Below are 23,183 nucleotides of genomic sequence, written 5' to 3'. Positions count from 1 at the left end.
GCTGCAATAAATCCTGTCTGGATTACAGCGTGGCGACCTGGTCTTTTTTCGCTTCCACAGGTGCCTTGATTTCTGTTGCTTCCGGTTTGGCAATAGCTTCAATCGGACGGGCTACAGGAGCCGGTGCGTTGAACACGGTAGGTACGTTCTTGCCAGCAGAAACGTCTTTCAGACGTTTGTACTCAGTCAGGACGCGAGAACCATAGCCAGAGTCATTTTCTGCATCGGCAGCGCCGACATACATCTTCAGCCCCGCTTCGACAGAACCGGCACGGGTGACATAGTCTTTCAGGATCAAAGCGCCGACCTTGATATTGGCAACTGGATTCAGGGCTGCTTTGACGCCACCCATTTCCTGGAACTTGTCATGGTGAACCTTGGACATGACCTGCATCAGACCCTGTGCGCCGACCGGGCTTTCCGCAAACGGATTCAGACCGGATTCTATCGCCATAACAGACAGAATCAGCAAAGGATCAAGCTTGATTTCCTTGGCTGTCAGATAAGCGGCAGATACCAGCATATTGGTGGCATCGTTGGCTATGCGATAGCGTTTTGCCAGCCAGTTGGTGACCCATTGTTGCTGACGTTGGCTGCCCAGCATTTTGGAGTCTTCTTCAGACATCCCGGCTTGTTGGTAAGGGCTGCCTGCTGCCTTGCCTGGTTCATGCATCAGGGCGGCAATATTAGGAGCCGGTACCGGTGCAACTGCTGCCTCTTCCGCTTCTGCGTAAGGGGACAGATCTTTGAATTTGTCAGTCAGTTCCGGTTTGATAAACATCATCGCCAATACTGTCATGGCAATAACGCCAGACATCATAAACAATTGGCGAACGATAGTGATAAAACCATTTGTTGTGTCACGTGCTACCAGAGAAAGCGTCTGACGCTTGTCTGTGGAAGCGATACTGCTTCTTTGTACTGCTAAAATAAAACGTTGAAACATGTTACCTCCTGAATCTCCGCGATGCGTCATTCAACTTACTTAAAAGCCAAACGTGAATTACTTACTACCGCGAATCAGAAACATCGTCTTCGTCACAGTGCGTGATCGCAAGACGCCGGAGCCGTTTGTCAAATCAGGTCAGTCGGACCTGTTCATGGTGTGTCCAGTGACAAACAACTATTTTCGGGATAAGGCAGACGCCTTTTGAAAACAATCCTTACAATGTTATGTGGGGCCCGATCCCCTTGAATGATGTTACCGTTTGGCGAAACTTTCTTCGTATTGAAAGTGGCGGAAGTCATTAACCTCTTCATCAAGTTGGGCGAATTGTAGGGGCGGTTTTATATCAAGTCAACACTATCAAAATGAATTTTAATTACTTTTATGTCTGATGAAATGTGCTGCATCGCAGCAAAGTTCAATAAAATCAAGCACTTGGCCGAAAATGCTAGTGTTCCTAGTGTAGAGATACAAAAAAGCGAAAAATGATGAAATATTCTGATTTGAGAGATTTTATTTCTCAATTGCAAGAAAAAAACGAACTTAAGCGGGTCGATTTGCCAGTTTCACCTTACTTGGAGATGACAGAAATTTGCGACCGCACTTTGCGGGCAGAAGGCCCTGCTCTTTTATTCAGCAAACCAACTGGCCATACCATACCAGTGCTGGGCAATCTGTTTGGTACCACGCGCCGCGTTGCCCTTGGCATGGGGGCAGAAAACCTGAGTGAATTGCGCCAGATAGGGCATGTGCTGTCTGCCCTGAAAGAGCCGGAACCACCCAAAGGTTTCAAGGAAATACTGGGTCTGGGTTCACTGGTCAAAGCAGTCTGGGACATGTCGCCGAAAGAATTGCGCGGTGCCAAATGCCAGGAAATTGTCTGGGAAGGCAATGATGTTGATCTTGCGCGCTTGCCGATACAGCATTGCTGGCCTGGCGATATCGCGCCCTTGATTACATGGGGTCTGGTCATTACTAAAGGTCCTAATAAGAAACGTCAAAATCTGGGTATATACAGGCAGCAGGTATTGGGACGTAATAAAGTCATCATGCGCTGGCTTGCCCATCGCGGCGGTGCACTGGATTTTCGTGAGCATGGCATCGTCAATAAGGGGCAGCCTTATCCCATCGCGGTTGCCCTGGGTGCCGATCCGGCTACTATATTAGGTGCGGTGACGCCGGTGCCAGACAGTTTGTCTGAATACCAGTTCGCCGGTCTCTTGCGTGGCAGCCGTACCGAGCTGGTCAAAGCCATAGGTAGCGAGTTGCGTGTGCCGGCATCCGCAGAAATTGTGCTGGAAGGGCATATCTATCCGGATGCCAATCATCCCACTGGCTATGAACATGCGTTGGAAGGCCCGTATGGCGACCATACCGGCTATTACAATGAGCAGGACTGGTTCCCCGTGTTTACTATAGACCGCATTACCATGCGGCGTGATCCGATTTATCACTCTACGTATACAGGCAAGCCGCCAGATGAACCGGCGGTGCTGGGTGTGGCCCTGAATGAAGTCTTCATTCCTTTGCTGCAGAAGCAGTTCAGCGAAATCACGGATTTCTATTTGCCACCGGAAGGCTGCAGCTACCGCATGGCCGTGGTACAGATGAAAAAAGCTTATGCCGGCCATGCCAAGCGCGTGATGTTTGGTGTCTGGAGCTTTTTACGTCAGTTCATGTATACCAAGTTCATCGTGGTAGTCGATGACGATGTCAATATCCGTGACTGGAAAGAAGTCATCTGGGCAATTACCACCCGTGTTGACCCCTTGCGTGATACCACGCTGGTAGATAATACGCCTATCGATTACCTCGATTTTGCCTCGCCAGTCAGTGGCCTGGGCAGCAAGATGGGCATAGACGCAACCAATAAATGGCCGGGCGAAACCAGTCGTGAATGGGGTACCACCATACAAATGACGCCAGAAGTGAAGGCGAAGGTGGACCAGATCTGGCAAGAACTGGGCTTGTGATCTCCCTGGTTTAGATATCGGTTTTTTTTATTTTCTCTGTATCTCTATCTATATATATGAGTGATGTAATGATTTGGGATTATCCGCAGCCATTCACGCGGCCTGTTACACCGCAGGATAGTGACATCGACGGTTTGAATCACACCAACAATGCCGTGTATGTACGTTGGTGTGAAGAAGTCGCATGGGGGCATTCAGAAGCTCTTGGCCTGAACCTGACCGATTATCACAGACTGGACCGGGCCATGGCGATACGGCGTGGGGAATATGATTATGTATTGCCAACCCTGCTGGGCGAATCCCTGACGCTGGCCACCTGGCTGTTTGCCAGCGATGGCAAACTTACCATGGACCGGCGCTTTCAATTGATACGCGATAGCGACGGCGCTACTGTATTAAGGGGGCGCTGGGACCTGGTCTGCATAGAATTGAGCAGTGGCCGTGCACGCCGCATGCCAGCGGAGTTTTGCGATATCTATCTGCCGGCGGTAGTGCCGGCTGTGGTCCCGGCTGTGGTTCCAGCTACTTCTGGTTGATGCTGTTTGCCGGGACTTAAAGGCGCTTGCTTAATGTATACGCGACTTCGGTCGCACTCTTCATTTCACCCCGCTTCCATCCCTGGGCCGCATAAAAGCGGTCGGCGCGGGTGTTGGGGCTGGTACCCAGTTTGACTTCGTCATTACCCAATTCAAACAGGTAATCGACTGCCAGTTTCAGCAAGACTTTACCCATGCCCTTGCCCTCATGTTCGGGCGAGATGAATAAGGCCCAGATGCTGCTGTCTCCGTGGGCGGCATAAGAAAAGCCCTGGATTTCACCATCCAGTTCTGCCACCCAGCCACGACCCAGCGTATCCAGATAGTCAAGGCACATCTGGCGTGTGATGATGTTGGGATTGGATAGGGTATTTTCTTTTACTTCCAGACGTATGCGCATCATGGTGCTGACATCATCAGCAGTAGCTGGTCGGAAATGCAGGGAATTGGGCATAATTTTTTATCAGGTTCTGGGACTGTGTTTTCTGTCTTGTTTTCTATATTGCAAGGCAGACATCAGGGTGGGTGCTTATTGTATCGTCAAGCCGGGTAAATGCAATCGGCAGTGTCTTGTTGGCGCTGTTCACTATCTGTCGCCATGCGGTACCATCTGGCACCATGTGGCACCATGTGGCACCGTCTGGCACCATGCTGCAATGGCGGCATGCATTATTCAAGTACAATCAAGGCATCCAACTTAAACCTCTAACTCGAATTTTCGCATCCATCATGAAGCGACCCCGTTTTTTACCCGACAACATGACCTTGTTGTTGTTCTGCGTTGTGGCCCTGGCCAGTCTTTTTCCTGCCAAAGGTGTTGTAGCTACCGGTTTTGATCATCTGGCGACCGGCATGATTGCCTTGCTGTTTTTTATGCACGGCGCCAAATTGTCACGCGAGGCGGTGCTGGCCGGTATTACCCACTGGCGCTTGCATCTGTTGGTCATGGTCTTTACCTTTGCTGTTTTCCCGCTGGTAGGACTGAGCCTGAAGCCATTGCTGCTACTCTTGCTTACGCCTGAGCTGTATGTTGGCATACTGTTTTTGTGTGTCCTGCCATCTACCGTGCAGTCGTCGATTGCATTTACGTCCGTGGCGCGTGGCAATGTACCGGCAGCCGTGTGCAGTGCGTCGGCCAGCAATATGCTGGGGATTTTCATTACACCCATGCTGGTCAGTCTGGTTGTGGTGGCGCATGGCGAAAGCCATTCGTCCATCGATGCCATGCTGAAAATCGTGTATCAGTTATTGCTGCCGTTTGTTGCGGGTCAACTGGTGCGGCCGCTGTTGCAGGCCTGGATGGAAAAATATGCGGGCGTATTGAAAATGGTGGATCAGAGTTCGATATTGCTGGTGGTGTATGTCGCCTTCAGTGAAGCGGTGGTGCAGGGCTTGTGGCAACAATTGCCACCCCTGATGTTGTTGAGCCTGCTGGCGATCAGCGGGGTCATACTGGCCATCATCATGGGCTTGACCATGTTTGTCAGTCGCCGTTTTGGCTTCAGCAAAGAGGATGAGATCACCATCGTATTTTGCGGATCCAAGAAAAGTCTTGCCAGTGGCGTGCCCATGGCCAAAGTTTTATTTGCCAGCCATGCCGTAGGTATGGTCTTATTGCCATTGATGCTGTTTCACCAATTGCAGTTGATGGTATGTGCCGTCATGGCGCAACGTTACGCAAAAAGATAAGGAGTCAAAAAATGCCACGTTTTGCTGCCAATCTCAGCATGATGTATACCGAGTTGCCTTTTACTGAGCGCTTTGCCGCTGCAGCGAAAGATGGCTTTACTGCGGTTGAATACCTGTTCCCCTACGATTATCCGGCGCAGGACCTGCAAAAGCTATTGCAGGACAATGGCTTGACGCAGGTACTGTTCAATACCCCGCCTGGCAACTGGGCTGCGGGCGAGCGTGGCATGGCTTCGATACCAGGGCGGGAAGAAGAATTCAAGCTTGGTCTGGATCAGGCGCTGGAGTATGCCCGTGCTTTGGGCAATCGTACGCTGCATGTGATGGCCGGGTTGATACAGCCAGAACAAGACAGGGAAAAACATCGCGCCGTGTATCTGCGCAACCTGGCGTATGCAGCCTTGCTGGCATCCAGAGATAACATCACCATCGTGATTGAACCCATCAATACCCGCGACATACCCGGCTATTTTTTAAACCGGCAAGATGAAGCACAAGAAATCTGCCAGGAAATCGGGGTGGAGAACCTGCGTGTGCAGTTTGATATTTACCATTGCCAGATAGTCGAAGGCGATGTCGCCACCAAGCTGCGTCGCGACATGTCGCGCCAGCATGCCGGTATTGGCCATGTACAGATCGCCGGCGTGCCAGACCGGCACGAGCCGGATCAGCAGAGTGAAGTCAATTACCCTTATTTGTTTGGCTTGCTCGATGAACTCGGCTATGAAGGCTGGATAGGTTGTGAATACCGGCCACGTGCAGGTACGTCGGAAGGCTTGTCCTGGTTAAAACCCTGGCTGAAGTGATGCTGGTATAGAAGCACAAAAGCGGCAAGAAATAAAAAAGCAGTCATGATGACTGCTTTTTTATTTGTGGCGAATGTGCTGCTAATGTCCGCCGGATAGAGCAGGGTGCTTACTCTTCGCTGACCTGCAAAATCAGTTTGCCAAAGTTCTTGCCTTCAAACAGCATCATCAATGTATCGGGGAAGGTTTCCAGACCCTTGACGATATCTTCGCGCGTGTGGAATTTGCCTTCGGCCATCCATTTGCTCATCTCGGTAACGGCATCGCCATAGCGGGCGGCGTAATCAAAGACGACTATACCTTCCATGCGGGCGCGGTTGACCAGCAGCGACAGGTAATTGGCAGGGCCTTTGACTGGCGTCGTGTTGTTGTACTGGGAAATGGCACCACAGATGATGATACGTGCCTTTAAATTGATACGTGTCAGTACGGTATCGAGGATATCGCCGCCGACATTATCAAAATAGACATCAACACCATTCGGGCAATGTTCTTTCAAGCCATCTTTGACTGAGCCGGATTTGTAATCGATGCAGGCATCAAAGCCCAGTTCATTGACGACGAAATCGCATTTGTCCTTGCCACCGGCGATACCGACGACGCGGCAACCCTTTTGTTTGGCGACCTGGCCTACGGTCTGGCCCACCGCACCAGCTGCACCAGATACCACGACTGTTTCACCAGCCTTGGGCTGACCGACATCCAGCAGGCCGAAATAGGCCGTCATGCCAGGCATGCCCAGCGCATTCATGAATTTTGGCAAAGGGGCCAGTTTAGGGCTGACCTTATAAAAGCCAGCTGTTTTGTCATCGGCAGCACCTACCCAGTATTGCTGCACACCAGTACCACCAGACACATAATCACCAACCGCAAATTTTGGGGACTTGGATGCCACCACTTTGCCTATGCCGCCAGCGCGCATGACTTCATTGATGGCGACCGGGCGGATATAGGATTTGCCTTCATTCATCCAGCCACGCATGGCAGGGTCCAGCGAGATATAAATGGTTTGTACGACAATTTCACCGTCGGTGATATCGCGTACGGTCTCTGTGGTGAAGTTCCAGTCACTATGCTTGGGGTTGCCGACGGGGCGGGCTGCGAGGCGGTATTGCTGGTTGCTGAGTGTGCTCATGGTGTCTCCTTGAGGTTATGCGGCTTGCGTTTGAGCCAGCCTGAATGTGTATATATACGTCTATATGCGTTTATATGCGCCTGAATCAAAATGGGGTCGTCAGAAGAGTGACTATACATTAATTAGAACGAACGTGCTTTTTGTTGTGATTATTTAATTGAAAGCAGGTTCTATGAATTATGCCGCCGATCATGCGACAATAGACGGTTAATCTTTAAGCTTGTTAGTAAATTTACGAATTTAATTTGTTTTCGGCCCCAGGTAGCTATATATCCGGGCCATACCACTGAAATCATGAGCATACGACCAGAATATATCCTGACTTTATCCTGTCCCGATCAACGCGGCATTGTGCATAGCGTATCGGGTTTCCTGGCCCATCATGGCTGCAATATTATTGACTCGGCCCAGTTTGGTGATGCGCAGTCGGCTACCTTCTTCATGCGCGTGCATTTTGCGGTGGAAGACAATACGGTCAGCGATAGCGCCTTGCGCGAAGACTTTGCCGTGCTGGGTGGCAGCATGCAGATGAGCTGGCAATTGCATGATGCGCATCACAAGCCGCGCGTGATGCTGATGGTGTCCAAGATTGGGCATTGCCTGAATGATTTACTGTTCCGCTACAAAAGTGGCTTGTTGCCGGTAGAGATCAAGGCCATCGTATCCAACCATACCGATTTTTATCAGTTGGCGGCCAGTTATAACATTCCTTTCCATCACCTGCCTCTGGCAGCCGGTGCACCGGCAGAAGCCAAGCGTGCGCAAGAACAAAAAGTACTGGATATTGTTGCTGCCAACGATATTGAACTGGTGGTGCTGGCGCGTTACATGCAGATACTGTCGCCGCAGTTATGCGATGCGCTGAAGGGCAGGGCGATCAATATCCATCACTCCTTCCTGCCCAGCTTCAAGGGTGCCAAGCCTTACTATCAGGCGCATGAACGTGGCGTCAAACTGATAGGCGCTACGGCGCACTTTGTGACTGGCGACCTGGATGAAGGCCCCATCATTGAACAGGACGTAGAGCGTGTCGATCATTCCATGGAACCGGAAACCCTGACCGCCATCGGTCGTGATGTTGAATGCGTGGTACTGGCGCGTGCCGTCAAATGCTTTGTTGAACATCGCATTTTATTGAATGGCCATAAAACGGTGGTGTTCAAGTAATGGCGCTCAAATCCATCATTTACAAGGCAGACCTGAATATCTCGGACATGGACCGTGGCTATTATGCCGACCATAACCTGACGATCGCCCGCCATCCATCCGAAACCGATGAACGCATGATGATACGTGTGCTGGCCTTTGCCATTCATGCGGCAGAACGCCTGGAATTCGGCAAGGGTATATCCGACACTGAAGAACCCGATATCTGGCTGAAGGATTACACTGATGCCATACAGTTATGGGTAGAGGTTGGCCAGCCGGACGACCGGCGTTTGCTGAAAGCCTGTGGCCGTTCAGAACAGGTCATCGTCTACAGTTTTGCCAGCGCCAGTGATATCTGGTGGAAGGCAATGAACAGCCGTCTTGACCGCGCCAAGAATTTGCGTGTCATGAATATACCTTCAGAGCAAAGCCAGGCGCTGGAAAAACTCGCGCAGCGCAATATGCAGTTGCAATGCACGATACAGGACGGACAAATCTGGATGTCAGCTGGTGATGCTTCCGTGCAGATTGATCTGGAAACGCTGAAAGACTTAGCTTGATTGAATCTGTATTGATATTTCACATGTTGATAGTGAGATTGAAGGCGTTAGTTGTTCAAAATTAACTTAGCCATTATTATTTTAACCAATGATTGTATTTGTAATTCGCTATTTCTCTGATTATAAGGACTTCTTTTTGGCAAAAGTGGACTTGCTTTGCGAAATAAGCGCGTGCTTTAAAGATTCAAAAATGATCGAAATCAGTGCAGTTCGTTCAAGCTATATTGCTTGAAAAAGCAATTGCTAGATAGCGTCTATGGTCAGCTATTTAATCCTTTGCTTCTCCAGCTTGCGTGCCAGTGTGCGTCTGTGCATGCCTAGTCTGCGGGCTGTTTCTGAAATATTAAAATCGGTTTCGGCCAGTACTTCGTGGATTCTTTCCCATTCCAGATTTTTGATGGAGGTAGAGCGATTCGTAATTTCTACCTCTGCTGTACCAGCGATATGTCCAAAGGCGGCTTCGATATCATCGGTGTTGGAGGGTTTGGACAGATATTGGCAAGCCCCCAGTTTGACGGCTTCCACCGCAGTCGCAATGCTGGCAAATCCGGTGAGGACGACAATCAGCATGTCGGGATTGTGCTGACGCAAAAGCTGCACGCATGCCAAGCCGGATGAATGCCCATTCAATTTCAGATCAACGACAGCGTAAGCAGGCCTGTGGTCGGACAATAATTTTTCAGCATCTTCTTTACTGGTTGCGTGCAAGACGGTGTAACCGCGCCGTTCAAACGAGCGACCCAGCGTACGGGCAAAAGCTGTATCGTCTTCGATAATGAGTAGCAGACGACTCTCTGACATAGTAAAAAAATTCCTGAAGTTAAACCGTGATTTCGATACGGCGTATCCAACGTGCTATTCCATTGCCTGTAGCGTATTTTCCGTCAACACCAATCTTAATGGAAAATTCCGGCTACAGCTTGATCGCTGAAAGTGGCAGGCTCAATTGTACGATGGCGCCGCCTTCTGCACGATTGGATGCGGTGACCTGACCACCCAGTTTGCGTGCCACATTGACGACAAAAAACAAGCCCAGGCCGCTGCCGGGGCGGCCTTTGGTGGATTGATATGGTTCCCCTATGCGTGACAGGATGGCCGGATCAAAACCATGCCCATGATCGACAACGGTAAATATCAGTGAATCGTCATGACGCCTGGCTTCCATGCGTAGCCATTCAGGCGAGGCTTCCAGGGCATTATCGAGTACGTTACAGACCATTTGTTTGAGTGCGGTATCAAAGACAATGGGAATATCTTCCTGAATCTGATTATCGAAACCAAATGAGACGATAGTCCGGGTCGATATAAATTCTTTGGTGAGATCATTTAAAAAAGTATTGATCGTCGTTTTGACCGCAGACTCGCCACGCGCTTCCCCGGCAGACAGCAGGATGCCGCTGACGATGCTTTTGCAGCGTTGCAGTTGTGTTTCCATTTCGCTGATTTCTTCCAGTAGCTCGGGGTTTTTTTTGAACTCTGGCATCCGCCGCCAGTCACCCAGGATGACCGATAGCGTCGCCAGAGGCGTGCCCAATTCATGTGCTGCACCAGAAGCAAGCAGGCCCATGCGCACGATATGATCTTCCTCCACAGCCCTTTGGTGCAGATCAGCCAGTTGAACATCTCGCGCACGCAGGTTGCGGCCTATGCGGGTGATAAAGAAAACCAGCAGGGCAGCATTGAGCATAAAGCAAATAAGTAGCCCTGCGATATATAAACGCGACAGGCCACCGTTTTCACCAGGCGGCAGAGACAATGGTTCAGAGAACAGCGATAGTCCGGCGAGGCAGGCACTGGTGATGACGACGATGATCCAGGTTGACCAGGCTTCCAGCAAGACTGCACTTAAAATCACTTGCAGTAGATATAGAAAAGCGAAGGGGTTCGATGTGCCCCCACCAAAATAGAGTTGTGCAGTCAGGCTGAATACGTCGATCAGCAAGGCAAACACAAGTTCACCATTGGTCACATACACGCGTTCGTGCCAGCGCAGATGGCTGGCTATGTTGAAGCCTATCAGACAGATCAGCACAACCAGCATTTTGACCAGGGGCAAGTGTATGCCAAAGCCAAACATCACGATCAAAATGGTAGATAACTGACCAAACACGGCAAGCCAGCGCAATTGAATAAGCTGCAGCATATTCTTGTGACCAGCCGAGTTTTCGTAGGCTATCGCAATGGCGGCCTGTTTTGCGGGTGTTTCAGTTGCGGTTTTAGCCACTATTCCTTGCCCAATGCTGTATGGAACTATTTTTTTTATCATGTTTACCATGTCCGGTGATTGTGCTTTTCAGAACATGCTACCAGATCATGGGCGGTATATTAAATTTGCAATTTCAGCCTGATTTATGCTGCGCTTCCTGTGCTGGTGTTGCTGACATTTTTTCTATCCCTGATGACATAAGCCCAGGCTGCTGCCGTCATGGCTGCCAGCAAGAACCAGACAGCGGCATAAACCAAATGATTGTTGTGGAAGTGAATCACGGTCAAGCCTGCAACAGGTGTGTTGGCTGAGCCGTCATTTTGCTGTGTATCACGTTTATCGTTTACCAGACTGGCATCGGCATCGATGAAGAAGGGGGCAGACTTTGTTAAGCCAGTTGCTGTTGCAATGGCAAGTACATCGCGTGAATACCAGCGATTGCCGTCAGGATCATTTTTTCTCAAAAAACCTCCGCCCGGTTCTGTCATGCGTAATAGCCCCGTGACATGAATGGTGCTGGCACGAGAAGAGTCAGCCTGATTCTTTGTTGATGCTGTGCGATAAGACGCAGCCATTTTTTCCGGGATAAAACCACGGTTGACCAGGACCGTGGCCTGATCTGTGGTCTCTAGCGGAGTCATGACCCAAAAGCCACCACCCAATTCTGTGGAGGCCAGTACCAGTACCGTTTTTTCATGAAGAAAAACGCCGTCAAGCTGCACGTGACGGTATTCATCGGCGCTTGCATTGATGTGTGGCCATAGAGAAAAATCGGGAATGGGTACTGGTGCTGCGTGTACACGTTGTTCAACCCGTTCTATCAGATCAAGTTTCCATTGAAGGCGAAGGATTTGCCAGGTGCCAAGTGAAATGAAGCCTGAAAAAATCGCAAACATGCAGACTGTGAAGGCCAGTCTGAATACATTGGAGTGACGGGCAAGATGTTTGGGCTGATCTGCTTTTGACACCAGATCAGCCTTTTTGTCCGCTATTCCTTGACCAGGCGCATTCATTGCATGGATGGCATAGGCTTCATTTTGTCGGCTACCGGTGTCAATGACGCTGCTGGTCTGGACATGGGTGTGGCATTAATCGATTCTGGCTTTGTTTCTGATTCATGCATCATGCCGGGCATCATATTGTGATTCAGGTGGTACATCACCCATAGCGACCCGCTCATCATGATAAATACCAGCATGCCAGTGAACAGCAGCGCCAGCATGGTCCAGCCACCTTCGGATTTGCTGTTCATGTGCAGGAAATACACCATGTGTACCACGATCTGTATCGCTGCAAATACCAGCAGGACTATGCCTGTGGTGCTTGATTTGTTCATGACTTTTCCCATCACCAGCCAGAATGGGATGGCTGTCAAGACCACTGCCAGGAAAAATCCTGTGGCATAGCTTTTCAGACTGCCATGGTCGACGTGTGTATGTCCGTGATGATCATCATGATGATCATGCGCCATGTGTTCCTGGTGTGCGCTCATGGCAAGACTCCCATCAAATAAACAAAGGTAAATACACCGATCCAGATCACGTCCAGGAAATGCCAGAACATCGACAGGCACATCAGACGTCTGCCATTCTCTGGCGTCAGACCATGGCGACCGATCTGGAACATCAGGGTAATCAGCCAGATAATACCGAAGCTCACGTGCAAGCCATGTGTGCCGACCAGGGCAAAGAACGATGTCAGAAAACCGCTGCGCTGTGGACCTGCGCCTTCGTGTATCAGGTGCACAAATTCATACAGTTCAAGACTGATAAAGCCTGCGCCCAGCAAGCCGGTAACGGCAAGCCAGATCAGCGTGGCTTTAAGGCGTTTGCGCTGCATTTCCAGCATGGCAAAGCCATACGTGATAGACGACAATAGCAGCAGGGACGTATTTATGGCCACCAGCGGCAGATCAAATAATTCTGCGCCTGTAGGGCCGCCTGCGTAGTTGCGACCCAATACTGCGTAGGTCGCAAATAGACAGGCGAAAATCAGGCAGTCACTCATCAGGTAGAGCCAGAAACCGAGCAGGGTGCCGTTTTCCGGATGATGTTCCTTGACATAAAAATCGCTGCTGGCATGCCTGCCAACCTGGAAACTTGCACTGGTGTTCACGTTCGTGCCCTCGTTGGGAAAAGTTGCGGTATTAGACATAGCTGACACCTGACAGGCGGGTGCGTTCGTCTTCAGTACGGATGACTTCGGCAGCAGGGATGTAATAGTCGCGCTTGTAATTAAAGGTATGGATGATGATCGCAGCCATCATGGCAACAAAGCCCAGGCCTGCCAGCAACCACATTTGCCAGATCAGGGCGAAACCACACACTGCGCTTAATAAGGCAATGATGAAGCCGGCACCAGTATTCTTGGGCATATGTATCTCTACAAAGCCATCTGTTGGACGAACATATTGATTGCTCTTCATATCAGCCCAGGCATCGTTGTCATAGACCTTCGGTGTGAAGGCAAAGTTATACGGAGCAGGTGGGGAGGATGTCGACCATTCCAGTGTGCGGCCACCCCATGGGTCACCCGTAAGGTCACGCAGAGATTCACGGCGCTTATAGCTGACAAACAACTGGACGATGAAGGAAGCGATACCCAGGGCAATCAGGACAGCTCCGAAAGCAGCGATCTGGAACCAGATCTGCAAGGATGGATCTTCAAAATGGCTCAAGCGTCTTGTGATACCCATCAGGCCAAGTACATACAAGGGCATGAAGGCGAAATAGAAGCCTATGGTCCAGAACCAGAAACAGCATTTACCCCAGAAGTCATCCAGCTTGTAACCAAAAGCTTTTGGGAACCAGTAGTTAATGCCGGCAAACATGCCAAACAGCACGCCACCGATAATGACGTTATGAAAGTGCGCAATCAGGAACAGGCTATTGTGCAAAACGAAATCGGCAGGCGGTACCGCCAGCAATACACCTGTCATGCCACCGATGACGAAAGTGATCATGAAGCCTATGGTCCACAACATCGGCAATTCAAAGCGGATACGGCCACGGTACATCGTGAACAGCCAGTTGAATATCTTCGCTCCGGTCGGAATGGAAATAATCATGGTCGTAATGCCGAAGAAGGAATTCACACTCGCGCCTGATCCCATGGTGAAGAAGTGATGCAGCCATACGAGATAAGACAAGATGGTGATCACCACGGTCGCATACACCATCGAGGTATAGCCAAACAAACGCTTGCTACAGAATGTCGATACGATTTCAGAGAAAATACCAAATGCAGGCAATACCAGAATATAGACTTCAGGGTGACCCCAGATCCAGATCAGGTTCACATACATCATGGCGTTGCCGCCCAGATCATTGGTGAAGAAATTGGTGCCGAACATACGATCAAGTGACAACATGCCCAATACTGCGGTCAGGACAGGGAAAGCAGCAACGATCAATACGTTGGTGCACAGTGCAGTCCAGGTAAATACAGGCATCTTCATCATCGTCATGCCTGGCGCGCGCATTTTAATGATAGTGGCGATCAGGTTAATCCCTGAAAGCAAAGTCCCAACCCCGGCGATCTGCAATGACCAGATATAGTAATCCACGCCTACGTCCGGACTGGCCATGATGCCTGACAGCGGTGGATATGCCAACCAGCCAGTACGTGCGAATTCACCTACGAACAGCGACACCATTACCAGGCCGCCGCCAAATGCCGTCATCCAGAAGCTGAAATTATTCAGGAAAGGAAACGCCACGTCGCGTGCACCGATTTGCAGCGGTACCACGTAGTTCATCAAACCAGTCACCAGCGGCATCGCCACAAAGAAGATCATGATCACGCCATGCGCGGTAAAGATCTGGTCATAGTGGTGTGGTGGCAGGAAGCCAGCAGAATCACCGAACGCCAGTGCTTGCTGCAGTCGCATCATGATGGCATCAGCAAAGCCGCGCAGCAGCATGACCAGCGCAAAAATGACGTACATGATGCCGATTTTTTTGTGATCGATGCTGGTAAACCAGTCACGCCACAACATACCCCAAACACGGAAATAGGTCAGCGCCGCAAGAACTGCGATGCCACCGATAGCAACAGCGGCAAAGGTTGCCAGCAGGATAGGTTCATGAAAGGGAATCGCGTCCCATGAGAGACGGCCGAAGATGAGCTTCGTCAAATCGATATGGTCTTGCATTATTTACTTCCGATGATAAGAGGAGATGCTTTGCAAATATCAGCATCTACAGCGTCAATATAGGAGGCCAGGCGTGCTGCGCGTGCTGCGTTGTCTTGTTCCAGACCTTGAGTGAATAAGTTGCTGAAATCCAGTTTTGCATCAGATGCCGCATAAGCTTTGGCATTTGCCCTGGCATCACTCATCATCATTTTGTCCATGCAGACTTCACCTGCACTGACGCAACGATTCAGGATGGCATGAAATAAATCTGCATCAACACTGGCGTAGTGACGTACCGGGTCACGTTGGCTTGGTTTTTCCAACGCCAGATAAGTTGTCCGGTCCAGCGTTTGTGCTTTCGCTTTGGCAGCCTGTACCCACAGATCAAAATTTTGATTACTCATGCCATGAAACTTGAAGCGCATGTCAGAGAAGCCAGCGCCACTGTAATTGGCTGAAAAGCCATCGAATTCACCAGGCTTGTTAATCACGGCATTAAGTGTTGTCTGCATGCCCGGCATGGCATAGATCTGGCCAGCCAGCGCAGGAATAAAGAAGGAATTCATGACAGTGGATGCAGTGATCTTAAAGCGCACAGGCATGTCCACCGGTGCCGCCAACTCATTGACTGTGGCGATGCCTAGGTCGGGGTAGATGAACAACCATTTCCAGTCCAGCGCCACAACCTCGACGTTCAGAACCTTCGCATCGGCAGGAAGAGGGCGGTTTTCATCCAGGCGCGACAGTTTGCGATAAGGGTCCAGCGTATGCGTGCTGATCCAGGTAATCAGGCCCAGGGCGATAATGATCAGCAGCGGTGCCCCCCATATCACGAGTTCAAGCTGGGTGGAGTGATCCCAGTCTGGCTCATACTTTGCTGAGGTATTATTTTTTCTGTAACGCCAGGCAAAAAGAATGGTCAGAAAGATCACTGGCACGATGATCAGCAACATCAGGAGGGTAGATACCCATATCAAATGGCTTTGTTGAGAGGCGATATCGCCTGACGGATTCATTACCACCGTGTTGCAACCTGCCAACAAAATTGCAGAAAAAACAGCAAATCCGCGCCGTGCAAATAAGGGAATCATATTGAGATAGGTCAATGATTATAGAAATTTGTGCTAATGTACCTTTACAAAAAGGCCTTGGCGATTGGACGTTTTGTCCTAGTTTTCAAATAAGCATCAGAAAAGAAGATCGCACAGGAGCCAGACTATGATTTTTTGAGACAATGTGAGGGACCATCATGGCCAGCATCAGTACCAATGAAAATGAACTGTCCTCCAACGCCAGTTCCAGCTATATAGCAGCAGCTACTGAAAGCAGGAATACCAGAAACACCAAATCTGATCATTCCTCAATTGCACCCGGCGAAATCGCCATCGGCGTCGTCATCGGGCGAGCTTCGGAATATTTTGACTTCTTTGTCTATGCACTGGCCTCGGTGCTGGTTTTTCCCCAGGTTTTCTTTCCATTTGAACAAAGACTGGAAGGCACTCTGTATGCCTTCGTGATTTTTTCATTTGCGTTTTTGGCGCGTCCGTTCGGCACGGTGACGTTTATGGAAATCCAGCGGCGACTGGGGCGTGAAGCCAAACTCACCATTGCCCTCGTGTTGCTTGGCGTATCTACCGCTGGCATCGCTTTTCTGCCGACATACTCACATCTTGGCGCAACGTCTATCGTGTTGCTTTCCGTGTTGCGTATCGGGCAGGGCGTAGCGCTGGGCGGCTCCTGGGATGGTTTGCCTTCCCTGCTGGCGCTGAATGCGCCAGAAAACAAGCGTGGCTGGTATGCAATGCTGGGGCAATTGGGGGCGCCAGTGGGTTTTATGATCGCTGCGGGTTTATTTGCCTACATGGTCGCTAATTTATCGAATGAAGACTTCCTCGAATGGGGCTGGCGTTATCCCTTCTATGTCGCGTTCGCAATCAACGTAGTTGCTTTATTTGCCCGCTTGCGCCTGGTTTCCACCAATGAATATAAACACTTGCTGGATGAGCGTGAACTGGAACCAACCAATATTGTCGAGATGACCCGTTCACAAGGTCGTAACCTGCTCATCGGCGCACTGGCGGCTTTGGCCAGCTACGCACTGTTTCATCTGGTCACTGTGTTCCCATTGTCATGGATCACGATTTATTCCAAGCGTTCGCTGAGTGAGTTTTTGGAAATACAGATGATAGGCGCCATATTCATGATCCTGGGGATTGTTGTGTCTGGCTTGATTGCCGACCGTATTGGCCGTCGTAAAATGTTATTTGCGCTGGCACTGATGATTGCCGTGCTCAGCGGTTTCGTGCCAGCCTTGTTGGGGGGTAGTGAATTTGGGCAGGATCTTTTTATTCTGCTGGGCTTTGCCGTGTTGGGTTTGTCTTACGGACAGGCATCGGGCGCTGTGACCTCTAATTTTGTTCCCAAATACCGTTACACTGGGGCTGCATTGACATCTGATCTGGCATGGCTGGTCGGGGCAGGCTTTGCCCCTCTGGTAGCGCTGGGGCTGTCTTCACACTTCGGACTGGAATATGTCAGCCTCTACCTGTTGTCCGGTGCAGCATGCTCGATAGCCGCGCTCAGTTTGAATCGCGCGTTGGAGATCAGAAACTAGGCGACAAAATTGGGCCGCGTTGGACCTTCATCCGATGTTGGCCAAACAGCTAAATCGGCGGGATCAAGAAGTGTTTTTTCTTGATCCCGCCGATTTTTATTTTCAGGCTTTGCCAAAAATTTATGTCCGCCCGCCAGGGATCAAGGTAAAGTTATTGAAACGGTGTAAGCTTTCTCAAAGTTCAAAGGTAGGTCAATGCATTCCAGAACCAGAATCAAAATTTGCGGTTTAACCAGGGTCGAAGATGTGCGTGCCGTTGTTGCGGCGGGGGCGGATGCGCTGGGGTTTGTGTTTTATCCACCCAGCCCACGCTTTGTCACGGCTGAATCGGCTGGTGCTCTGTTGCAGGAAATTCCGCCATTTGTGATGTCGGTAGGCTTGTTCGTTAATATCGATGAAGCTGGCTTGCAGGCTATCGTCAGCCAGGCACCTGTGCAGTTGTTGCAATTTCATGGTGATGAGACGCCTGAACAATGTGCCAGCCTGGCTGCCAGTGTGAATCGTCCTTTTATTCGTGCTTATCGCGTCAAACCTGACACAACAGCCGGGGATTTGCTAAAATGTGAGCAGTCTTATCGTAAGGCTAGTCCTTTATTCAGTGGTTTATTGCTTGATACCTATGTTGATGGGTTCGGCGGTAGTGGAAAGGTTTTTGATTGGTCTCTCATTCCAAAAGAGCTCGCGCCTCGGGTCGTTTTAAGTGGTGGCTTGAGCGTACAGAACGCGACTGGCGCAGTTAGTCAGGTTCGCCCGTTTGCGGTCGACATCAGCAGTGGTGTGGAAGCAGCAAAGGGTATCAAGGATGAAGCCAGCGTGCGTGCGTTTATAGCGGCAGTGCGTCTGGCAGACAATCAGGAATAGTGATGGCACTTTGGGTAAAACCCAGTGCATCGCTTTCAAGCCAGTTTGAAGGAATGAAAATGAAAGAACTCCAGTCTCTGGATGCTCAGTTCGGGCATCAACCTATCGCCAGTCAGGCAATTTACCAGTCAGCCGGATACCATTTGCCCGATGCGCGTGGTCATTTTGGTCAGTTCGGCGGTACTTTTGTGTCCGAAACTCTGACTCATGCGCTGACAGAACTCAAAGAAGCCTATGCCAAATACCAGAATGATCCTGAGTTTTTGGCTGAGTTTCGCAATGAATTAAAGTATTTCGTTGGTCGCCCGTCACCTGTGTATCACGCCAAACGCTGGTCTGATCTGATGGGGGGCGCGCAAATTTATTTCAAGCGCGAAGACTTGAATCATACCGGCGCGCACAAGATCAATAATGTCATCGGCCAGGCATTGCTGGCCAAGCGCATGGGTAAGCCACGTGTCATCGCTGAAACCGGCGCCGGCCAGCATGGCGTGGCCACTGCGACGATCTGTGCCCGTTTTGGTCTGGAATGCGTCGTCTACATGGGTTCGGAAGACGTCAAGCGTCAGGCGCAAAACGTCTACCGCATGAAGTTGCTGGGTGCGACCGTGGTGCCGGTGGAATCCGGTTCCAAAACCCTGAAAGATGCGCTGAATGAAGCCATGCGTGACTGGGTGGCGAATGTCGATAATACTTTTTACATCATAGGTACGGTGGCTGGTCCGCATCCTTACCCCATGATGGTCAGGGATTTTCAGTCCGTCATCGGTGAAGAATGTTTGTGGCAGATGCCTGAGCAAACCGGGCGTCAGCCAGACCATGTGGTGGCTTGCGTTGGCGGTGGCTCGAATGCCATGGGTATTTTCTATCCGTATATTGATCACAAACAAGTGAAGCTCATCGGTGTGGAAGCGGCAGGCGAGGGGCTGGAAAGTGGCAAGCATTCTGCTTCTTTGACAGCAGGTTCACCCGGCGTCTTGCATGGCAACCGCACCTATCTGTTGCAGGATGAAAATGGCCAGGTCATCGAAACCCATTCTGTTTCGGCAGGGCTGGATTACCCAGGTGTAGGACCAGAGCATGCATGGTTGAAAGAAAGTGGTCGTGCGCAATACGTGACCATTACCGATGATGAAGCGCTCAAGGCGTTTCATGACTGTTGTCGCATCGAAGGCATTATTCCTGCACTGGAATCCAGTCATGCCCTGGCCTATGCAGCCAAGCTGGCAGCGACTTTGCCCGTGGATCAAATAGTGCTGGCGAATCTGTCCGGTCGGGGTGACAAGGACATGCATACAGTAGCCGAGCGGGCGGGCTTGAAGTTCTGATTAGCCTTTGAGCCAACATGCAGGCCGCATGTTGAGATGTGGCCTGCATGTCTTCCCCGTCAAAAATTGAGACTGATGCCATCGCCTTGCCGATAGCGCATCGATAGTGCATCAAATAAGGACCGACAAGATGTCAAGAATTCAAAATACCATGGCTGCTTTGGCGGCCAGCAATAAAAAAGGTTTGATCCCATTTATCACCGCAGGCGACCCTGCGCCGGAATTAACCGTGCCGCTAATGCACGCCCTGGTTGAGGGCGGGGCCGACATTATTGAGCTGGGCGTGCCGTTTTCTGACCCCATGGCAGATGGACCTGTCATTCAGCGTGCTTCTGAAAGGGCGCTGCAATTTGGAGTTGGTTTGCGGGATGTATTACAATTCGTCCGCGAATTCCGGCAAAGTAATCAAAAGACACCAGTTGTGCTCATGGGTTATGCCAATCCCATAGAGCGTATGGGGCAGGACACATTCATCGCCAGGGCTGCCGAGGCGGGGGTTGATGGCGTGCTGGTAGTCGATTATCCGCCGGAAGAATGTGAAGAATTTGCAAGTAAAATGCAACAACAGGGTATGGATACCATCTTCTTGCTGGCGCCCACCTCGACCGATGAGCGTATTGCGCAAGTTGGCAAAATTGCCAGTGGTTATGTGTATTATGTATCGCTGAAAGGGGTTACCGGGTCTGGTGCACTGGATCTGGATGCGGTTGCTGCCATGATCCCGCGTATCAAAAAGCATGTCACTGTGCCGGTGGGCGTGGGTTTTGGTATACGCGATGGTGTCACTGCCAGAGCCATTTCCACGGTGTCAGATGCGGTGGTGATAGGCTCGCGCATCATCCAGGAACTGGAAAATACCCCGCGTGAAAATGCTGTTGCTGCAGTGAAAAGCTTTATTTCTGGTGTCAGACAGGCTTTGGACGAGTAAAATACGCGCCTGACTGGTTCTTTTACCAGAATGAACCTGATGCCGGGTTGTTAAAAAGATAGCCTGGCGGCCATAAGGAGAAAACATGAGTTGGTTAGAAAAACTGTTACCACCGCGTATACAACGCTCGGAATCTGCAAATCGTAAATCGATTCCCGAAGGTTTGTGGGTCAAGTGCCCGTCTTGCGAAGCGGTGCTTTACCGTTCTGATCTGGAAGCCAATATCCATGTTTGCCCCAAGTGCAGCCACCATTTGCGCATAGGCGCACGTGAACGTCTGGATGCCTTGCTTGATGCGGGTGGCCGTTATGAAATCGGCCAGGAAGTCTTGCCTGTTGATACACTGAAATTCAAAGACAGCAAAAAATACCCGGATCGTCTGAAAGATGCGTTGGAAACCACGGGTGAAACAGATGCCATGGTCGTCATGGGTGGTTCCATCATGGCGGTGCCTGTCGTTGCTGCCTGTTTTGAATTTGAATTCATGGGTGGCTCCATGGGTTCTGTGGTTGGTGAGCGCTTCGTGCGTGGTGTACAGGCAGCGCTGGAGCAGAAAGTGCCTTTCCTGTGCTTCACTGCGACTGGTGGCGCACGTATGCAGGAGGGCTTGCTGTCCCTGATGCAAATGGCCAAGACCACGGCCATGCTGACTAAATTGTCAGAAAAGAAATTACCTTTCATATCGGTGCTGACTGACCCTACCATGGGTGGTGTATCTGCTTCTTTCGCTTTCCTGGGTGATGTGGTGATTGCTGAACCCAAGGCCCTGATCGGTTTTGCCGGCCCGCGCGTGATTGAAAATACCGTGCGTGAAAAATTGCCAGAAGGCTTCCAGCGTTCCGAATTCCTGCTGCAAAAAGGTGCGATAGACATGATTGTTGATCGTCGCAAAATGCGTGAAGAGATTGCGCGTTTGCTGGCTTTGTTGCAAAACCAGCCAGCTGAAGCAGTATCCTCCTGATTTATAGTGAATATCCAATAAGCCCGAAGCATTTTTTGTTCGGGCTTTTTTTATCTTATGACAAATTTACCCGTCACTCTGGCTGCCTGGTTGGCCGTACTTGAAACCCGTCATTCCAAAGAAATCGATATGGGCCTGGACCGCGTTGCTGCGGTCAAAAACAAGCTGGCAATTCACTATGATTGCCCCGTCATCATGGTCGCTGGCACCAATGGCAAGGGTTCTACCTGCGCCATGCTGGAAGCAGTGTTAATGCAGGCTGGTTACCGTGTTGGCCTGTACAGCAAGCCACATTTCCTGGATTTCAATGAGCGTGCCCGTATCAATGGTGAAATGGTCGGGGACGATGTTTTCATCTCCACCTTCAATGCCGTTGAAGAAGCACGTGGCGATATTTCGCTCACCTACTTTGAATTTACTACGCTGGCAATCTGCAAATTGCTGGCTGATGCCAAATTGGATGTGGTGATACTGGAAGTAGGGCTGGGTGGCCGCCTGGATGCTGTGAATGTCATTGATGCCGATGTCTCCATCGTTACCAGTATTGATATCGATCATGTCGATTATCTGGGCGATACCCGCGAAAAGATAGGTTTTGAAAAGGCCGGTATTTTCCGTCCCGGCAAGGCAGCCATTTGCGGTGACCCTTTGCCGCCGCAATCGCTGATTGACCATGCGCAAGCCATAGGTGCTGATCTGTGGCTGTTTGGCCGTGATTTCAATTACAACGGCGACAAGCAGCAATGGAATTTTGCTGGTCGCAGCCAGCGCCGCAATTCGCTTGCTTATCCCAGTCTGCGTGGTGCCAACCAGTTGCTGAATGCATCTGCCGTGCTGGCCGCGCTGGAAGCCCTGAAGCTTGAATTGCCAGTCGGTGCGCAGGAAGTGCGTACCGGCCTGGTCATGGTGGATTTGCCGGGCCGTTTTCAGGTCATGCCGGGCCGTCCGACTGTGGTGCTGGATGTGGCGCATAATCCGCATGCGGCTGCGACCCTGGCGCAAAATCTGGACAATATGGGTTTTCATGCCTATACCTATGCGGTATTCGGTTCCATGCTGGACAAGGATATCGATGGTGTGATTGCTCAATTGAAAGATAAAGTGGATCACTGGTGTGTTACGGCCTTGCCTTTGCCGCGAGCGGCCCCAGTTGATGTACTGAAAGATAAATTGATTGCTGCCGGTGTACTGGCTGATCCTGAAAAAACGGTCACCAGTTTCGAGTCGCCAGAGCAGGCGTATGCAGAGGCCATCAGCAAAGCGGGTGAAAATGATAGAATAGTGGTCTTTGGATCCTTTCTGACGGTAGCAGGTGTGATGCGCGCCCGTCGTTCGGCACTCCATTGATGTTTTTGC

General features: G+C 50.6%; 22 protein-coding genes. 12 read left to right on the top strand and 10 right to left on the bottom strand.

The features are described 5' to 3' along the window. Positions 1-22: 22 nt before the first annotated feature. Positions 23-946, bottom strand: a complete 924-nt coding sequence (locus tag H8L32_RS02700) for a transglycosylase SLT domain-containing protein (protein ID WP_186945609.1) — start codon at positions 944-946, stop codon at positions 23-25. Positions 947-1,434: 488 nt separating this feature from the next. On the opposite strand from H8L32_RS02700, the gene ubiD reads away from it, so the two are divergent. Both ubiD and H8L32_RS02690 read left to right on the top strand, forming a co-directional pair. Next, positions 1,435-2,919, top strand: a complete 1,485-nt coding sequence (gene ubiD / locus H8L32_RS02695) for a 4-hydroxy-3-polyprenylbenzoate decarboxylase (RefSeq protein ID WP_186945608.1) — start codon at positions 1,435-1,437, stop codon at positions 2,917-2,919. A 68-nt stretch (positions 2,920-2,987) separates the two neighbouring features. Further along, positions 2,988-3,455 (top strand): acyl-CoA thioesterase, encoded by a 468-nt coding sequence (locus tag H8L32_RS02690; RefSeq protein ID WP_186945607.1) that lies wholly within the window; start codon positions 2,988-2,990, stop codon positions 3,453-3,455. Between the two features lie 16 nt (positions 3,456-3,471). Here H8L32_RS02690 and H8L32_RS02685 read toward each other — a convergent pair whose 3' ends face one another. After that, a complete protein-coding gene (locus H8L32_RS02685) occupies positions 3,472-3,909 on the bottom strand; it encodes a GNAT family N-acetyltransferase (protein ID WP_230412028.1) in 438 nt (145 codons plus the stop codon). Positions 3,910-4,184: 275 nt separating this feature from the next. On the opposite strand from H8L32_RS02685, the gene H8L32_RS02680 reads away from it, so the two are divergent. Both H8L32_RS02680 and otnI read left to right on the top strand, forming a co-directional pair. After that, positions 4,185-5,144: a bile acid:sodium symporter family protein gene (locus H8L32_RS02680; RefSeq protein ID WP_186945606.1), complete on the top strand. Its 960-nt coding sequence runs from the start codon at positions 4,185-4,187 to the stop codon at positions 5,142-5,144. A gap of 11 nt (positions 5,145-5,155) precedes the next feature. Further along, the gene (gene otnI / locus H8L32_RS02675) at positions 5,156-5,950 is read left to right on the top strand and encodes a 2-oxo-tetronate isomerase (protein WP_186945605.1); all 795 of its coding nucleotides are present in this window, start codon (positions 5,156-5,158) and stop codon (positions 5,948-5,950) included. Positions 5,951-6,059: 109 nt separating this feature from the next. Here the strand turns inward: otnI and H8L32_RS02670 are convergent, their stop codons facing one another. Then, positions 6,060-7,085 carry an NADP-dependent oxidoreductase gene (locus H8L32_RS02670; protein WP_186945604.1) on the bottom strand — a complete coding sequence of 342 codons (1,026 nt, stop codon included), beginning with the start codon at positions 7,083-7,085 and terminating at the stop codon, positions 6,060-6,062. A 294-nt stretch (positions 7,086-7,379) separates the two neighbouring features. Between H8L32_RS02670 and purU the strand changes: the two genes are divergently transcribed. Both purU and H8L32_RS02660 read left to right on the top strand, forming a co-directional pair. Next, complete coding sequence (gene purU / locus H8L32_RS02665) at positions 7,380-8,252, top strand: formyltetrahydrofolate deformylase (RefSeq protein WP_186945603.1); 873 nt, start codon at positions 7,380-7,382, stop codon at positions 8,250-8,252. Further along, the gene (locus tag H8L32_RS02660; RefSeq protein WP_186945602.1) at positions 8,252-8,794 is read left to right on the top strand and encodes a YaeQ family protein; all 543 of its coding nucleotides are present in this window, start codon (positions 8,252-8,254) and stop codon (positions 8,792-8,794) included. Before purU ends, H8L32_RS02660 begins: the two co-directional genes overlap by 1 nt. A 264-nt stretch (positions 8,795-9,058) precedes the next feature. Here H8L32_RS02660 and H8L32_RS02655 read toward each other — a convergent pair whose 3' ends face one another. The 7 genes from H8L32_RS02655 to cyoA form a co-directional block, all read right to left on the bottom strand. After that, on the bottom strand, positions 9,059-9,595 hold the full coding sequence (locus H8L32_RS02655) for a response regulator transcription factor (protein ID WP_186945601.1): 537 nt from the start codon (positions 9,593-9,595) through the stop codon (positions 9,059-9,061). 112 nt (positions 9,596-9,707) lie between these two features. Then, positions 9,708-11,060, bottom strand: a complete 1,353-nt coding sequence (locus H8L32_RS02650) for an ATP-binding protein (RefSeq protein ID WP_186945600.1) — start codon at positions 11,058-11,060, stop codon at positions 9,708-9,710. Positions 11,061-11,143: 83 nt separating this feature from the next. Then, entirely contained in the window at positions 11,144-12,013 is an 870-nt protein-coding gene (locus tag H8L32_RS02645; protein WP_186945599.1) for an SURF1 family protein, read from the bottom strand. Further along, positions 12,010-12,492 (bottom strand): cytochrome o ubiquinol oxidase subunit IV, encoded by a 483-nt coding sequence (gene cyoD, locus H8L32_RS02640; RefSeq protein ID WP_186945598.1) that lies wholly within the window; start codon positions 12,490-12,492, stop codon positions 12,010-12,012. Before cyoD ends, H8L32_RS02645 begins: the two co-directional genes overlap by 4 nt. Beyond that, positions 12,489-13,154: a cytochrome o ubiquinol oxidase subunit III gene (gene cyoC, locus H8L32_RS02635; RefSeq protein WP_222619126.1), complete on the bottom strand. Its 666-nt coding sequence runs from the start codon at positions 13,152-13,154 to the stop codon at positions 12,489-12,491. The genes cyoD and cyoC overlap by 4 nt, the downstream gene beginning before the upstream one ends. Beyond that, positions 13,147-15,153 (bottom strand): cytochrome o ubiquinol oxidase subunit I, encoded by a 2,007-nt coding sequence (gene cyoB / locus H8L32_RS02630; RefSeq protein ID WP_186945597.1) that lies wholly within the window; start codon positions 15,151-15,153, stop codon positions 13,147-13,149. The genes cyoC and cyoB overlap by 8 nt, the downstream gene beginning before the upstream one ends. Next, positions 15,153-16,226 (bottom strand): ubiquinol oxidase subunit II, encoded by a 1,074-nt coding sequence (gene cyoA / locus H8L32_RS02625; RefSeq protein ID WP_186945596.1) that lies wholly within the window; start codon positions 16,224-16,226, stop codon positions 15,153-15,155. Before cyoA ends, cyoB begins: the two co-directional genes overlap by 1 nt. A gap of 158 nt (positions 16,227-16,384) precedes the next feature. On the opposite strand from cyoA, the gene H8L32_RS02620 reads away from it, so the two are divergent. From H8L32_RS02620 to folC, 6 genes are all read left to right on the top strand, one after another. Continuing rightward, positions 16,385-17,749, top strand: coding sequence for an MFS transporter (locus tag H8L32_RS02620; protein ID WP_186945595.1), 1,365 nt, complete (start codon positions 16,385-16,387; stop codon positions 17,747-17,749). Between the two features lie 195 nt (positions 17,750-17,944). Further along, positions 17,945-18,610 (top strand): phosphoribosylanthranilate isomerase, encoded by a 666-nt coding sequence (locus H8L32_RS02615; protein ID WP_186945594.1) that lies wholly within the window; start codon positions 17,945-17,947, stop codon positions 18,608-18,610. Between the two features lie 59 nt (positions 18,611-18,669). Continuing rightward, entirely contained in the window at positions 18,670-19,938 is a 1,269-nt protein-coding gene (gene trpB / locus H8L32_RS02610; RefSeq protein ID WP_186945593.1) for a tryptophan synthase subunit beta, read from the top strand. A gap of 130 nt (positions 19,939-20,068) precedes the next feature. Beyond that, complete coding sequence (gene trpA, locus H8L32_RS02605) at positions 20,069-20,866, top strand: tryptophan synthase subunit alpha (protein ID WP_186945592.1); 798 nt, start codon at positions 20,069-20,071, stop codon at positions 20,864-20,866. Positions 20,867-20,951: 85 nt separating this feature from the next. Then, positions 20,952-21,827 (top strand): acetyl-CoA carboxylase, carboxyltransferase subunit beta, encoded by an 876-nt coding sequence (gene accD / locus H8L32_RS02600; RefSeq protein ID WP_186945591.1) that lies wholly within the window; start codon positions 20,952-20,954, stop codon positions 21,825-21,827. A gap of 57 nt (positions 21,828-21,884) precedes the next feature. Continuing rightward, on the top strand, positions 21,885-23,174 hold the full coding sequence (folC, locus tag H8L32_RS02595) for a bifunctional tetrahydrofolate synthase/dihydrofolate synthase (RefSeq protein WP_186945590.1): 1,290 nt from the start codon (positions 21,885-21,887) through the stop codon (positions 23,172-23,174). The last annotated feature ends 9 nt before the right edge of the window (positions 23,175-23,183 follow it).

The sequence above is a fragment of the Undibacterium hunanense genome (genome assembly GCF_014284335.1).
GTDB classification, from domain to species: Bacteria; Pseudomonadota; Gammaproteobacteria; order Burkholderiales; family Burkholderiaceae_D; genus Undibacterium; species Undibacterium hunanense.
Note: the sequence above shows the minus strand (reverse complement) of the source record. Positions and strands in the feature narration are given on the sequence as shown.